The organism is Pseudomonas sp. GW456-L12, from assembly GCF_059424045.1.
Genome location: NZ_JBWKZA010000012.1, coordinates 1 through 14757, shown reverse-complemented (window position 1 = coordinate 14757; position 14757 = coordinate 1). Strand labels below are relative to the sequence as shown.

Here is a 14757-nt window from a genome sequence, read left to right as displayed (position 1 = left end):
CCCCTTACATCCCATGCTGGCGCAGCAAGCGGTCGTAGCTGCCGTCGGCTTTCATCGCCTCGATCTCTCGATCGAACCCCGCCACGATCTGCGCATGTGCGGGGTTCTTCAGGCTGACCAGGATATGCAGGCCGTTCTCGCTCAGGGAATTGGGCAGGAACTCCACCGCGTTACGCACCCGCGGCGACTCCCGCGCCAGGTAATAGCGGGCAACGTACTCGTCCTCCAGGGTCAGCTTGACCCGGTCGGCTGCCAGCATGCGCACCGCCATCGCGAAGTTGTGCACCAGGACCTTCTGCAGTTCTGGATCGCTGTCGAAATCGGGGGAGTAGGCATAACCGCGCACCACCGCGATGGGGTACTGGTGCAGTTGCTTGAGGTTGGTGTATTCGATGGGGGCATCCTTGCGCCGGATGAAGCGCACCCGATTGACCAGATACTCCGAGGAGAATTGCCCCAGCTGGGTGCGGGCCTCATTGAACCAGGCATTCACCAGCACGTCGTAACGCCCCTCGCCGACGCCAAGCAAGGCCCGCGCCCAGGGCACCTGTTCGAACTCGCTGGCATAACCGGCCCGGGCCAGCGCGGTGCTGACGATGTCGGTGGCCAGCCCGCCGTTGACCAGCGTCGCATCCGTGAAGGGCGGCCAGACGTCGGCGACCAATCGCAATTTTTCCGCATAAGCGCTCTGGCCCAGCAACAGCAATCCGATCAAAGCAAAGGCTCGATGCAATCGCGGCATGCTAAAAGATCCTTAGCGGGCGGACAGCCCTGCGTGTTTTTTTGCCCAGACTCGAGGTTCTCCGGCCGGCGGACGGCCACGACCCAGCCCCTAACAGTAGCTTATGGGTGCCACTGCACAGCGCTTCAGCGCAGATTACACAAAGAAGACCGCCACGAACCAATGCGATGATGGCATTTTGACCTACCTCACAGAAACGCCACTCCCGCGCCAGACAAGACAAGCCACCCGCCAGGCGCTTAACATCCGGGCACCGCTTTCCAAAGGATGAAACGATGACAATCGAATGGGTCTGCAAACACCACACCGATCTGGGCAAGGAGCAGTTGTACGCGATCCTGCAGTTGCGTACCGAAGTCTTCGTGGTCGAGCAGAAATGCGCCTACCAGGAAGTCGATGGCCAGGACCTGGAAGGCGACACCTGCCACCTGATGGCCTGGGATGATGACCAGCTGGTGGCTTATCTGCGCCTGCTCGACCCGACCTCCCAGGGCGGCGACGTGGTCATCGGCCGCGTGGTGATCGCCCCGCAAGCGCGGGGCAAGAGACTGGGCCATGAACTGATGGAGCACGCCCTGAAACAGGCGCAGAAACGCTGGCCGCAGATGCCGATCTATCTGTCGGCCCAGGCGCATTTGCAGGGGTATTACGGGCGCTACGGCTTCAACGTCGTGGGCGAGGAGTACCTGGAAGACGATATTCCCCATATCGGCATGCGCCGGGCCTGAGAACGCTATCGCGAGCAAGCTCGCTCCTACAGGGACGGCACAAATCCTGTGGGAGCGAGCTTGCTCGCGATAGGATCGACCGGCTGCCGAGTTCCCTCAGGGATACTCCAGCACCGTCTTGATCCGCGACAGGTTCGCTTCGATCCAGCCCTTGTCGATCGCGCCCCAGCTTTTGATCCGATAGCTGCCGGCATGATTGCGCGCGCCGTCCTGCTGCTCGAACTCACAGACGATATCCAGATCCGCCAGGGCGGCGATGGTGTCCTGCGCCGTGCGCCGCGGCATGCCGGTGGCCTCGGTCAGGGCCGGGACATTGCTGGCCAGGCCGCTGTCGATCAGGTACGCCACATACAGCCGGCGGTAAAAGCTGCTCTTGGTCTTGCTCACGTCCATCGCCCGTTCCTTGTACAGGGTTACTCGGAACCACCCGCCCTGGCTTGCAGGTCGCGCCAGGTCAGGTAGACCCGCAAGTCGAATTCCAGTTGGTGATAGCCCGGCAGCATGTGCTCGCAGAGCTTGTAGAACGCCTTGTTGTGCTCGCTTTCCTTGAAGTGCGCCAACTCGTGGACAACGATCATGCGCAGGAACTCCGGCGCCGCCTCCTTGAACAGCGAAGCGATGCGGATTTCCTTCTTGGCCTTGAGTTTGCCGCCCTGGACCCGCGAGATCGTGGTGTGCAGGCCCAGGGCGCGGTGCGTCAGGTCCAGGCGGTTGTCGAACAGCACCTTGTCGATGGCCGGGGCGTTGCGCAGGTACTCCTGCTTCAACTCCAGGGCATAGCCGTACAGCGCCTTGTCGCTCTGCACCCCGTGCTTGCCGGGGTACCGCTGGCTCAGGTAATCGCCCAGCCGCCCTTGCGCAATCAGCTGGCGCACTTGCTCTTGCAGGGTGGCGGGATAGGCCTGGAGGTATTTCAACGCGGTCATGGGGCGCCAACGCAATCACGAAAGGCCGCCAGTGTAGCGAATTCAACCCGGCAACGCGCTCCAGTCGAAAGGCTCGGCAAAGCGCTCGGCATCCGTGGCGATCAACGGCCGGGCCACCAGGAAGCCCTGCACGTACTCGCAGCCGTTGGCCTGCAGCCAGCGGTACTGCTCCAGGGTCTCCACGCCCTCGGCGATCACCAGCACGCCGAACGCCTTGCACAGGTCGATCACGCAACGCGCCAGCGCCGCATCCCGTGCCGAATCCGGCAACCTGGCGATCAGGTGACGGTCGAGCTTGAGGGTATCGAGCTGCAGATCCCGCAGGTGGGCCAGCGAACAGGCGCCCGAACCGAAGTCATCCAGCGCCACCCGCACCCCGAGACTGCGCAACAGGCGCAGCTGCTTGCGCGACTCGTCGAGGTTCTGGGTCAGGGCGTCTTCGGTGATCTCGACCTCCAACTGCCGAGGTTCCAGGCCATGGCGTTCCAGGACCTGGCGCAGTTCGGTGGCGAGGTTCGGCATGGCGAACTGGGTGCCGCTCAAACTCACGCCCAGCACGGTCTGCTCGGCGAACAGCGTTTTCCAGGACGCCCGCTGGCTCGCACTCTGCTGATAGATCCAGCTCCCCAGGCGGCTGATCAGCCGCGCCTCCTCCAGCAGCGGCAGAAACAACCCCGGCGGCACATCGCCGACGCTCGGATGCCGCCAGCGCAACAGGGCTTCAAAACCGCGCAGGCGCCCATCGGCAATCGCCACCTGGGGCTGGTACACCAGGTTGAACTCCTTGTGCTCGACCGCGCTGCGCACGCTTTCCTCGAGCATCAGCCGCGAGCGGGCACGGCCGTTCATTTCGTGGTCGTAATAACGATATTGCTGGCGCCCGGCACGCTTGGACTCGTACATGGCGATGTCCGCCGCGCGCATCAGGCCATCCAGGTTGGAACCGCAATCGGGGTAGGTGGCGATACCGATACTGGCCCCCAGCGCGACCTCCAGGCCGTCGAACTGCTGACAGATCGATATGCGCTCGATGAGCTTCTCGGAAATCTTCGCCGCCTGTTCCGGAAACTCCAACTCCAGTAAAGCAGTGAACTCATCGCCGCCTATGCGCGCCAGGATGTCGAAGGAACGCAGGCAGGCCTTTATCTGTTCGGACACCCAGCGCAGCACCCGGTCCCCGGCGTCATGCCCCAGGGAATCGTTGACCCGCTTGAAACCGTCCAGGTCCAGGTACAGCAGCACCAGCGACTTGTCGGAGCGCTCGCTGCGCAACAACAGGCTTTCCACGGTCTGGTAGAAGCCACGACGGTTGAGCAGGCCGGTCAGCGGGTCGGTCACTGCCTGGTATTCCAGTTGCTGGTGCAGATGACGGACTTCCGACATGTCGAGCAAGGTCACCACCATCGCCTTCTGCTCGCTCGGCAGTGGCGCGCAGGACAACGCCACCGACACCTGCTGGCCCGGAGCCGTACGCAACGTGGCGTCGTGCAGGCGGTAGGTCTCGCCCTTGCGATAGCTGGCATACAGCTCGGATTCGGCCCACTGCGGCACATGGGGCTTTTGCAGATAGTCGAGCAGCCACGCCCCCTCCAGCTCATTCACCGGAGCGTTGAGCAAGCGGGAAATCGCCGGATTGGCAAAGCGGATGACCCCGCCCTCATCCACCACCAGAATCCCCTCCGCGGCGTTGTCCAGCACCGAGGCATTGAAGGCCCTGGCACTCTCCAGGTCATGGCTCAGGCGCTGCAGCGCGCGGCGATTGCGCTGCTGCTCCAGTAGCGCCTGCACCTTGGGCTTGAGGATCTGCGGATCGAACGGCTTGAACAGATAATCCACCGCGCCGCTGGCGTAGCCCTTGATCACCGCGTCCTTGGACTGCTCGTTGGCGGTGAGGAAAATGATCGGGGTCAGCCGGGTTCGCTGGCTGCCGCGCATCAGGCGGGCGACTTCGAAACCGTCCATTTCCGGCATCTGTACATCCAGCAACACCAGATCGATCTCGTGTTCCAGTAACAGACCCAGGGCCTCGACACCCGAGGCGGCGGTCATGACCTGCCAGTCGTGGCGCTGCAGGAGTGCACGCATGCTGAGCAGATTTTCGGGGTAATCATCAACAATCAGTAAGACCGAGCGGGCTTCACCTGGCCGAGTTTGCGCGCATTCCATGCTGCTTCTCTTGTCTGTGTAGGGTCGGCCTGCGAACAAGACCGGACAAATACTGAGACTTCACTCTAGACCTGGATCCAATAAAGCAGAAGCTGTCACAGCGCCATCATTTAGCCAAAGCCCGAGGCACCCGACTAACGGTCAGCCCCATAGCTGCTGAAACCGGTGGAGGCGTTTTTTTCGACAGATGGTTGACGCCAATTATCCGCCGGACGGGCATTAACAAAAGTCCCTTCTACGCTTATAAAGATCGCCTTCAAAAGCGCAGGCTAAAGCCTTTGTCGGTTTTTTATCCGGCATCAAATCGGGAAGCTTTGACTATGATCGACCTCGCAACCTGGAATCTGAGCATTCCCGAAGGCAGTCCACCGGCGACTATCGACACCCCCCGACTGGTGGATGGCTTCAAGGATCAATATTTCCATTCCGACACCGGCACCCTGTTCTTCTGGTCGCCCGTCACCGGCTCCCGCACCGCCAACGCCATCTACCCACGCAGCGAACTGCGTGAAACCTACTCCAACGGCACCCTGAAGAACTGGACCTACCCGGAAGCCGACAACCTGCTCTACGCCACCCTGGCGGTGAACCAGGTGCCATCCTCGGGCAAGATCGTCATCGGCCAGATCCACGCCTACAACAGCACCAAGCCCCTGGTGAAGGTCGAGTACCAGTACAAGACCACCACCCAGAGCGGCAACATAGTCGCCAAGGTCCGCATGCATCCGGACGATACCGATAGCCGGGTGATCATCGTCGCCGAAAACGTGCCGCTGGACCGCGAGTTCTCCTACCTGATCCACCTGAGCCCGGGCGGTGCCCTGGGCGTCAGCGCCGCAGGCTATCAATGGGACACCCAGCTCAGCAGCACCTGGCGCGACAAGCCGCTGTACTTCAAGGCCGGGGTGTACGTGCAGGACAACACCGGCTACACCACCGAAGGCGGCAAGGTGACCTTCTACAAGCTGGATATCGATCACAACGAAACCTGATCTTCTGTAGGAGCGAGGCTTGCCCGCGATAGCGGTCTGCCTGGCGACATCCATGGCGAATGTCAGGCCCTCGTCGCGGGCAAGCCTCGCTCCTGCACGATGAGGTGTTTGCCACAGGCACAAAAAAGCCCGCATCGCTGCGGGCTTTTTCGTTCAACACAAAGGCTTAGTTGACCTTGGCGTTCAGCTCACCTTTGAGGTAACGCTGGAACATCGCTTCCAGGGAGATCGGCTTGATCTTCGAGGCGTTGCCAGCGGTGCCGAAGGCTTCGTAACGGGCAATGCACACGTCGCGCATGGCGGTCACGGTGGCGCCGAAGAACTTGCGCGGGTCGAACTCGCTCGGGTTGGTGGCCATCAGGCGACGCATCGCACCGGTGGACGCCAGGCGCAGGTCGGTGTCGATATTGACCTTGCGCACGCCGTACTTGATGCCTTCGACGATTTCTTCAACCGGCACGCCGTAGGTTTCTTTGATGTCGCCGCCGTACTGGTTGATGATCGCCAGCCACTCTTGCGGAACCGAAGACGAACCGTGCATCACCAGGTGGGTGTTGGGGATGCGCTTGTGGATCTCTTTGATGCGGTCGATGGCCAGTACGTCGCCGGTAGGCGGCTTGGTGAACTTGTAGGCACCGTGGCTGGTACCGATGGCGATGGCCAGGGCGTCGACCTGGGTCTTCTTGACGAAGTCCGCGGCTTCTTCCGGGTCGGTCAGCATCTGGCTGTGGTCCAGCACGCCTTCGGCGCCGATGCCGTCTTCTTCACCGGCCATGCCGGTTTCCAGGGAACCCAGGCAGCCCAGCTCGCCTTCCACCGAAACGCCGCAGGCGTGAGCCATGGCCACGGTCTGCTGGGTCACGCGAACGTTGTACTCGTAGTCGGTCGGGGTCTTGCCGTCTTCGCCGAGGGAGCCGTCCATCATGACCGAGGAGAAGCCCAGCTGGATCGAACGCTGGCAGACGTCAGGGCTGGTACCGTGGTCCTGGTGCATGCACACCGGGATATGCGGGAATTCTTCGATCGCCGCCAGGATCAGGTGACGCAGGAAAGGCGCGCCGGCGTATTTGCGGGCACCGGCCGAAGCCTGGACGATCACCGGAGAGTCAGTCTTGTCAGCTGCTTCCATGATGGCGCGCATCTGTTCAAGGTTGTTGACGTTGAAGGCTGGAACGCCGTAGCCGAATTCGGCTGCGTGGTCCAGCATCTGGCGCATGCTGATGAGTGCCATTGTGTGTATCTCTCCCGGTCGAGGGTCGTTAATCGTGCAAGCCTGCCGTAGCGGCGGCTGCTATTCAAGTGATTGCAGATCGGGGGTCAGCCCGGCCTGCCGGCATTATTACTACTGTAGGAGCGAGCTTGCTCGCGATGGGCTTCGGGACAACGCGATCATCCAGACGGATGGCGTTATCGTTGACGATCATCGCGAGCAAGCTCGCTCCTACAGGCCTACGGTGCTTTACAGCCACGGCCGATCAAATCGTTGGTGGCGACCCAGTAAACCAGGCCTTCGTCACCTTTTTCGTGAAACGCCAGCATGTCGTTGCTGTACAGCGAACCGGAACCGCTCGGCTCCAGCTTCAGGCGATAGACCTGATCGGCCCCGCCCAACCGCACATCGACTTCCTTGCGGCTGCTGTCGGTGTAGCGCCAGACCACTTGCGCCTGGCTGTCGCACACCCAGGTCGTCCAGTTGTCCGTCTCGGCCGGCTTGAACAGGTCGAAGTTGGCGCAACCTGCCAGCAATCCCAGCGCAGCCACGGCGATAAAGCCTTTCATCGGTGTTCCTCGGCTGACGGCCCACGGCCGCCAGCACAACGCGTTATCGAATCAGACCCGTCAAGGGCAACCATGTTCCTTGGCCTTGGCTGGAGTCTCGTACTTGTCCAGACCATCGGGTCCCATGCGCTTGTTGATCACAGGCGCGGTCTCGGCCTGCCAGTCGGCCTGATAGCAACCTCTCTCAGGCTCTCCCGACTCGGGCTCCGGCTGGGCAGGCTGGCTGCCGCAACCGGCCAGCAAGCCCGCGACGATCAACAGCGGTAACGTCTTGACCATATGAACACTCCTTTGCCTGGCCATCGGGACTTCAGGCTTTGGCCCGGCTTTCCAGGACTTCGACCGCCGGCAGCACCTTGCCCTCGACGAATTCGAGGAAAGCGCCACCGCCGGTAGAAATGTAGGAGATTTGCTCGGCCACGCCATATTTATCGATGGCCGCCAGGGTGTCGCCGCCGCCGGCGATGGAGAACGCCGCGCTCTCCGCGATGGCCTGGGCCAGCACCTTGGTGCCGTTACCGAACTGGTCGAACTCGAACACGCCGACCGGACCGTTCCACAGGATGGTCTTCGACGACTTCAGCAGCTCGGCGAAGTTCGCCGCGGTTTGCGGGCCGATGTCCAGGATCATGTCGTCGGCCGCCACCTCGGCAATCAGCTTGACGGTAGCGGTCGCGCTTTCGGCGAATTCCTTGGCCACCACCACGTCCACCGGCAGCGGCACGCTGACCTTGGCGGCGATGGCGCGCGCGGTATCCAGCAGGTCCGGCTCGTACAGCGACTTGCCGACCGGGTGACCGGCAGCGGCGAGGAAGGTGTTGGCGATGCCGCCGCCGACGATCAGTTGGTCGCAGATCTGGCTCAGGCTATTGAGCACGTCGAGCTTGGTCGACACCTTGGAGCCGGCGACGATGGCCGCCATCGGCTTGGCCGGGGCGCCCAGGGCCTTGCCCAGCGCGTCCAGCTCGGCGGCCAGCAGCGGGCCGGCAGCGGCGACCTTGGCGAACTTGGCCACGCCGTGGGTCGAACCCTCGGCGCGGTGCGCGGTGCCGAAGGCGTCCATCACGAACACGTCGCACAGGGCGGCGTATTGCCGGGCCAGTTCGTCGGCGTTCTTTTTCTCGCCCTTGTTGAAGCGCACGTTCTCGAACAGCACGATGTCGCCGGCCTTGACGTCGACGCCGCCCAGGTAGTCGGCCACCAGCGGCACTTCACGACCCAGGGCACGGCTCAGGTAGTCGGCCACTGGCTTGAGGCTGTTCTCGGCGGAGAACTCGCCTTCGGTCGGACGGCCGAGGTGCGAGCAGACCATCACGGCCGCGCCTTTTTCCAGGGCCAGCTTGATGGTCGGCAGCGAAGCCAGGATACGCGCATCGCTGGTGACAACACCGTCCTTGACTGGGACGTTGAGGTCTTCGCGGATCAGTACGCGCTTACCTTGCAGATCGAGGTCGGACATCTTCAACACGGTCATGGGTCGCAATTCCTGGGTTACTGTTTTTTTGGAAACGGGAAGTTAAGAGACAGCTTTGGGTGCGGCTGTTTGCAGATAGTGTCCTGCAACGTCCAGCATTCGGTTGGCAAAACCCCATTCGTTGTCGAACCAGGCCAGGATGTTCACCAGCCGCGGGCCGGAAACACGGGTCTGGCTGGCATCGACGATCGCCGAATGCGGATCATGGTTGAAATCACAACTGGCGTGCGGCAACTCGGTATAGGCCAACAGGCCCTTGAGCGGACCGCTGGTGGCGGCCTCGCGCAGGATCCGGTTGACTTCGCCGGTGTCGGTATCGCTCACGGTCTGCATCGTGATGTCGAGGCAGGACACGTTGACGGTCGGCACGCGCACAGCTTTGGCCTGAATTCGCCCGGCAAGTTCCGGCAGCAGCCGTTCGATACCGCGCGCCAGACCAGTGGACACCGGGATCACCGACTGGAACGCCGAACGGGTGCGGCGCAGGTCTTCATGGTGATAGGCGTCGATCACCGGCTGGTCGTTCATCGCCGAGTGGATGGTGGTGATCGACACGTATTCCAGGCCAATGGCCTGGTCCAGCAGGCGCAACAGCGGCACGCCGCAGTTGGTGGTGCAGGACGCGTTGGACACCAGCAGCTCGTCGCCGGTCAGGCAGTCCTGGTTGACGCCGTAGACGATGGTGGCGTCGACATCCGCCTCGCTGGCCATCGGCTGGGAAAACAGCACCCGCGGCGCACCGGCGTCGAGGAAACGCTGGCCGTCTTCACGGGTGTGATAGGCGCCGGAGCATTCGAGCACCAGATCGACGCCCAGGGACGCCCAATCGATGCCTTCGGGGGTGGCACTGCGCAGGACCTTCACACAGTTGCCATTGATATGCAGACAGTCGCCGTCGACCTTCACTTCGCCGGGAAACCGGCCGTGGGTGGAGTCGAAGCGCGTCAGGTATTCCACGCTGGCCATGTCGGCCAGATCGTTGATCGCGACAATCTCGAACCCGGCCGCAGCCCCCCGTTCGAACAGGGCACGCAAGACACAACGACCGATCCGGCCGTAGCCGTTGAGTGCAACTTTGTAGGGACGCGGTTGAGGCATGGGGTTCTCGTTAGCCGACAACTTCATGAGCGATACAAAACCATTGTAGGAGCGAGCTTGCTCGCGATGGGCTTCAGGACGACGCGGTTATCCAGATAGCCAGCATTATCGTTGACGACTATCGCGAGCAAGCTCGCTCCTACAAAGTGATGCGGCGACCAGAGGCCGCCGCATTCGCGCTTTTTTAGTCTTCCAGCAGCTCTTCGGCCTGACCCAGGATGTTTTCCAGGGTGAAACCGAACTCTTCGAACAAGGCCGGCGCAGGCGCCGACTCGCCGTAGGTGGTCATGCCGATGACGCGACCTTCCAGGCCGACGTACTTGTACCAGTAGTCCGCGTGAGCGGCCTCGATGGCGATACGCGCGCTGACCTGCAGCGGCAGGACCGACTGCTTGTAGCCGGCGTCCTGGGCATCGAACACGCTGGTGCATGGCATGGACACCACGCGCACCTTGCGGCCCTGCTCGGTCAGCTTGTCGAAAGCCTGCACCGCCAGGCCGACTTCGGAACCGGTGGCGATCAGGATCAGCTCAGGCTCGCCTGCGCAGTCCTTGAGCACGTAGCCGCCGCGGCTGATTTCAGCGATCTGCACGGCATTGCGGGTCTGATGCTGCAGGTTCTGGCGGGAGAAGATCAGCGCCGAAGGACCGTCCTTGCGCTCGATCGCGTTTTTCCAGGCCACCGCCGATTCCACGGCATCGGCTGGACGCCAGGTGTCGAGGTTCGGGGTGCAGCGCAGGCTGGCGATCTGCTCGATCGGCTGGTGCGTCGGGCCGTCTTCGCCCAGACCGATGGAGTCGTGGGTGTAGACATGGATCACGCGCTGCTTCATCAGGGCCGACATGCGTACCGCGTTGCGCGCGTATTCCATGAACATCAGGAAGGTCGCGCCGTAAGGCACCAGGCCGCCGTGCAGGGCCACGCCGTTCATGATGGCGGTCATGCCGAACTCACGAACGCCGTAGTACATGTAGTTGCCGCTGGCATCTTCGGCGCTGACGCCCTTGCAGCCTTTCCACAGGGTCAGGTTGGAACCGGCCAGGTCAGCCGAACCGCCGAGGAATTCCGGCAGCAGCGGGCCAAACGCGTTCAGGGCGTTCTGGCTGGCCTTACGGCTGGCGATGGTTTCGCCCTTGGCCGCGACTTCGGCGATGTAGGCATCGGCCTTCTCGGAGAAATCGGCCGGCAGGTCGCCGCTCAGGCGACGCACCAGTTCGTTGGCCAGCTCAGGGAATTCGGCGGAGTAGGCGGAGAAACGCTGGTCCCACTCGGATTCGACGGCGCGACCGGCTTCCTTGGCATCCCATTCGGCATAGATGTCGGCCGGGATTTCGAACGGACCGTGGTTCCACTTCAGCGCGGCGCGGGTCAGGGCGATTTCCTCGGCGCCCAGTGGCGCACCGTGGCAGTCTTCCTTGCCTTGCTTGTTCGGCGAACCGAAGCCGATGGTGGTCTTGCAGCAGATCAGGGTTGGCTGCTCGCTTTTGCGCGCGGTGTCGATTGCGGTCTTGATCTCTTCCGGGTCGTGACCGTCGACGTTGCGGATCACCTGCCAGTTGTAGGCTTCGAAACGCTTTGGCGTGTCGTCGGTGAACCAGCCTTCGACTTCGCCGTCGATGGAGATGCCGTTGTCATCGTAGAAGGCAATCAGCTTGCCCAGGCCCAGGGTGCCGGCCAGGGAAGCGACTTCATGGGAAATGCCTTCCATCATGCAGCCATCACCCAGGAACACGTAGGTGTGGTGGTCGACGACGTTGTGGCCGGGACGGTTGAACTGCGCCGCCAGGACCTTTTCCGCCAGGGCGAAGCCCACGGCATTGGCCAGACCTTGGCCCAGCGGGCCGGTGGTGGTCTCGACGCCCGGGGTGTAGCCGAATTCCGGGTGGCCCGGAGTGCGGCTGTGCAGCTGGCGGAAGCTCTTCAGGTCGTCGATGGTGACGTCGTAGCCGGTCAGGTGCAGCAGCGAGTAGATCAGCATCGAGCCGTGGCCGTTGGACAGCACGAAGCGGTCACGGTCGGCGAAAGATGGATTGCTCGGGTTGTGCTTCAGGTAGTCACGCCAAAGTACCTCGGCGATATCCGCCATCCCCATGGGGGCGCCGGGATGGCCGCTGTTGGCTTTTTGCACGGCATCCATGCTGAGGGCACGAATGGCGTTGGCACGCTCACGACGGCTTGGCATCGCTGATCTCCTGGGGGTTATCTAAGTCGAGTTGGATAAAACGAATCGGAAAAAGGCGTGCATTTTCCCTCAGCGGTAGGCCGGGGGCAATGACAGATAGTGACTCTGGCGCGTTTTTCCGGTCGATAAAGGGGCAATCGCCTGATGAAACCATTCCGCGGTTCGTTTGTAGAACACAGGGACCTGCGTTAAGTGCCACCTATCGACCAATATCAAAACTTTTTGATATTGGTCTTGCGAGGTTGGGGGTGCGTCACTAGACTGCTGGCCTTATGAATTTACGCGCGCCTTCCATGAAGCATGACGACTGCGACGAGCTGGCGGCCCTGTGCAAGGCCGGCGGCGATCCGCTGCGGTTGAATGTATTGCGCGCGCTGGCCAACGACTCGTTCGGCGTACTGGAACTGGCACAGATCTTCGCCATCGGCCAATCCGGAATGAGCCACCACCTGAAGGTCCTGGCCCAGGCCGACCTGGTGGCAACCCGCCGCGAAGGCAACGCGATCTTCTACCGGCGCGCCCTGCCCCACACCGAACTGCTGGGCGGCAGGCTGCACGCCGCCCTGCTGGATGAAGTGGACAACCTGACGCTGCCTGGCGAAGTGCAATCGCGTATCGGCCTGGTGCACCGCCAGCGGGCGGCCGCCAGCCAGGACTTTTTCTCACGGGTCGCGGAGAAATTTCGCGCCCAGCAGGACCTGATCGCAGGACTGCCCCAGTACCGCGAAAGCGTGCTGGCACTGCTCGACAAGCTGCACTTCACGGACACCGCCACGGCGATCGAAGTCGGCCCCGGGGATGGCAGTTTCCTGCCGGAACTGGCCCGTCGTTTCGCCCGGGTGACCGCGCTGGACAACAGCCCGGCCATGCTCGAACTGGCACGCCAGGTCTGTGAACGCGAAACGCTGGCTAACGTCAGCCTGCAATTGGCCGATGCACTGAATGGCGTGAGCCTGGCGGCCGACTGCGTGGTGCTGAACATGGTCCTGCACCATTTCGCCGCGCCAGCCGATGCGCTAAAACGCCTGGCCGGCTTGCTGCAACCGGGCGGCAGCCTGTTAGTGACAGAGCTGTGCAGCCACAACCAGAGTTGGGCCAGGGAGGCCTGCGGTGATCTCTGGCTGGGGTTTGACCAGGATGATCTGGCCCGCTGGGCCACCGCTGCGGGACTGGTTCCCGGAGAAAGTCTGTATGTAGGTTTACGTAATGGTTTCCAGATCCAGGTCCGCCACTTTCAGCGACCGGCTGGCGACACTCACCATCGGTAAATTTTAGGAAACCGTCGAGATGAGCGAATACTCCCTTTTCACCTCCGAGTCCGTGTCTGAAGGGCATCCGGACAAAATCGCCGACCAGATTTCCGATGCGGTGCTGGACGCCATCATTGCCCAGGACAAGCACGCCCGCGTAGCGGTGGAAACCCTGGTCAAGACCGGTGTGGCCATCGTCGCCGGCGAAGTCACCACCTCGGCCTGGGTTGACCTGGAGCAGATCGTTCGTGACGTGATCACCGACATCGGCTACACCAGCTCCGACGTCGGTTTCGACGGTGCGACCTGCGGCGTGCTGAACATCATCGGCAAGCAGTCCCCCGACATCAACCAGGGTGTCGACCGCGCCAAGCCTGAAGACCAGGGCGCCGGCGACCAGGGCCTGATGTTCGGCTACGCCAGCAACGAAACCGATGTGCTGATGCCGGCCCCGATCACCTTCTCGCACCAACTGGTGCAGCGCCAGGCCGAAGCCCGCAAGTCCGGCCTGCTGCCGTGGCTGCGTCCGGATGCCAAGTCCCAGGTCACCTGCCGCTACGAAGGCGGCAAGGTGGTCGGCATCGACGCCGTGGTCCTGTCGACCCAGCACAACCCTGACGTGTCGTACAAAGACCTGCGCGAAGGCGTGATGGAACTGATCGTCAAGCACGTGCTGCCGGCCGAGCTGCTGTCCAAGGACACCCAGTTCCACATCAACCCGACTGGCCAGTTCATCATCGGCGGCCCGGTCGGCGACTGCGGCCTGACCGGTCGCAAGATCATCGTCGACAGCTACGGCGGCATGGCCCGTCACGGCGGCGGCGCGTTCTCCGGCAAGGACCCATCGAAGGTCGACCGTTCGGCCGCCTATGCCGGTCGTTACGTGGCCAAGAACATCGTCGCCGCCGGCCTGGCCGAGCGCTGCGAGATCCAGGTGTCCTACGCCATCGGCGTGGCGCAACCGACTTCGATCTCGCTGAACACCTTCGGCACCGGCAAGATCAGCGACGACAAGATCATCAAGCTGGTGCGCGAAGTGTTCGACCTGCGTCCGTACGCGATCACCACCATGCTCGACCTGCTGCACCCGATGTACCGCGAAACCGCGGCCTACGGCCACTTCGGCCGTACCCCGCAAACCAAGACCGTGGGTGATGACACCTTCACCACCTTCACCTGGGAAAAGACCGACCGCGCCGAAACCCTGCGCGCCGCTGCCAACCTGTAATCCCGGCAGCGCTTACCCAAGCCCCGCACGGCTCGCCTTGCGGGGCTTTTTTGTGGCTGAAGGTTTCATGATTTGCAGGGCGCTCCTACGGGGTCAGCCTGATTTCTAGGGGTATAAGGCGGCTCGCGAAAAAACTGGCGCATCGTCCAACCAGCCCGCGAAATACCCGGCAATCCATACGCCCTTTCTCCC

14 protein-coding genes are annotated in these 14757 nt (G+C 62.5%); 4 read left to right on the top strand and 10 right to left on the bottom strand.

Annotation, left to right across the window (positions count from 1 at the left end; all coding sequences use genetic code 11):
- Window positions 1–4: 4 nt before the first annotated feature.
- Complete coding sequence (locus AC07Y9_RS16700) at window positions 5–742, bottom strand: substrate-binding periplasmic protein (RefSeq protein ID WP_007922297.1); 738 nt, start codon at window positions 740–742, stop codon at window positions 5–7.
- 275 nt (window positions 743–1017) lie between these two features.
- On the opposite strand from AC07Y9_RS16700, the gene AC07Y9_RS16695 reads away from it, so the two are divergent.
- Entirely contained in the window at window positions 1018–1470 is a 453-nt protein-coding gene (locus AC07Y9_RS16695; protein ID WP_102679126.1) for a GNAT family N-acetyltransferase, read from the top strand.
- Between the two features lie 96 nt (window positions 1471–1566).
- Here AC07Y9_RS16695 and AC07Y9_RS16690 read toward each other — a convergent pair whose 3' ends face one another.
- The 3 genes from AC07Y9_RS16690 to AC07Y9_RS16680 are packed head-to-tail and all read right to left on the bottom strand — an operon-like array spanning window position 1567 to window position 4562.
- A complete protein-coding gene (locus AC07Y9_RS16690; RefSeq protein ID WP_007922307.1) occupies window positions 1567–1863 on the bottom strand; it encodes a winged helix-turn-helix domain-containing protein in 297 nt (98 codons plus the stop codon).
- Between the two features lie 20 nt (window positions 1864–1883).
- A complete protein-coding gene (locus AC07Y9_RS16685) occupies window positions 1884–2396 on the bottom strand; it encodes a M48 metallopeptidase family protein (protein ID WP_007922309.1) in 513 nt (170 codons plus the stop codon).
- Between the two features lie 42 nt (window positions 2397–2438).
- A complete protein-coding gene (locus tag AC07Y9_RS16680) occupies window positions 2439–4562 on the bottom strand; it encodes a putative bifunctional diguanylate cyclase/phosphodiesterase (RefSeq protein ID WP_102679125.1) in 2124 nt (707 codons plus the stop codon).
- Window positions 4563–4882: 320 nt separating this feature from the next.
- Here AC07Y9_RS16680 and AC07Y9_RS16675 point away from each other — a divergent pair, with 320 nt between their 5' ends.
- Complete coding sequence (locus AC07Y9_RS16675; RefSeq protein WP_087089514.1) at window positions 4883–5554, top strand: polysaccharide lyase family 7 protein; 672 nt, start codon at window positions 4883–4885, stop codon at window positions 5552–5554.
- Between the two features lie 166 nt (window positions 5555–5720).
- On the opposite strand, the gene fba is transcribed toward AC07Y9_RS16675, so the two are convergent.
- The 6 genes from fba to tkt form a co-directional block, all read right to left on the bottom strand.
- Window positions 5721–6785 carry a class II fructose-bisphosphate aldolase gene (fba, locus tag AC07Y9_RS16670; RefSeq protein WP_003229012.1) on the bottom strand — a complete coding sequence of 355 codons (1065 nt, stop codon included), beginning with the start codon at window positions 6783–6785 and terminating at the stop codon, window positions 5721–5723.
- 218 nt (window positions 6786–7003) lie between these two features.
- On the bottom strand, window positions 7004–7333 hold the full coding sequence (locus tag AC07Y9_RS16665) for an MliC family protein (RefSeq protein ID WP_007922315.1): 330 nt from the start codon (window positions 7331–7333) through the stop codon (window positions 7004–7006).
- 60 nt (window positions 7334–7393) lie between these two features.
- On the bottom strand, window positions 7394–7612 hold the full coding sequence (locus tag AC07Y9_RS16660) for a hypothetical protein (RefSeq protein WP_009045980.1): 219 nt from the start codon (window positions 7610–7612) through the stop codon (window positions 7394–7396).
- Between the two features lie 31 nt (window positions 7613–7643).
- Window positions 7644–8807: a phosphoglycerate kinase gene (locus tag AC07Y9_RS16655; RefSeq protein WP_062824365.1), complete on the bottom strand. Its 1164-nt coding sequence runs from the start codon at window positions 8805–8807 to the stop codon at window positions 7644–7646.
- 42 nt (window positions 8808–8849) lie between these two features.
- Window positions 8850–9905, bottom strand: a complete 1056-nt coding sequence (gene epd, locus AC07Y9_RS16650; protein WP_009045982.1) for an erythrose-4-phosphate dehydrogenase — start codon at window positions 9903–9905, stop codon at window positions 8850–8852.
- A gap of 184 nt (window positions 9906–10089) precedes the next feature.
- On the bottom strand, window positions 10090–12087 hold the full coding sequence (gene tkt, locus AC07Y9_RS16645) for a transketolase (protein WP_102679124.1): 1998 nt from the start codon (window positions 12085–12087) through the stop codon (window positions 10090–10092).
- Between the two features lie 272 nt (window positions 12088–12359).
- Between tkt and AC07Y9_RS16640 the strand changes: the two genes are divergently transcribed.
- Window positions 12360–13355 carry an ArsR/SmtB family transcription factor gene (locus tag AC07Y9_RS16640; RefSeq protein ID WP_102679123.1) on the top strand — a complete coding sequence of 332 codons (996 nt, stop codon included), beginning with the start codon at window positions 12360–12362 and terminating at the stop codon, window positions 13353–13355.
- Window positions 13356–13374: 19 nt separating this feature from the next.
- Window positions 13375–14565 carry a methionine adenosyltransferase gene (gene metK, locus AC07Y9_RS16635; protein ID WP_053262952.1) on the top strand — a complete coding sequence of 397 codons (1191 nt, stop codon included), beginning with the start codon at window positions 13375–13377 and terminating at the stop codon, window positions 14563–14565.
- Window positions 14566–14757 lie beyond the last annotated feature (192 nt).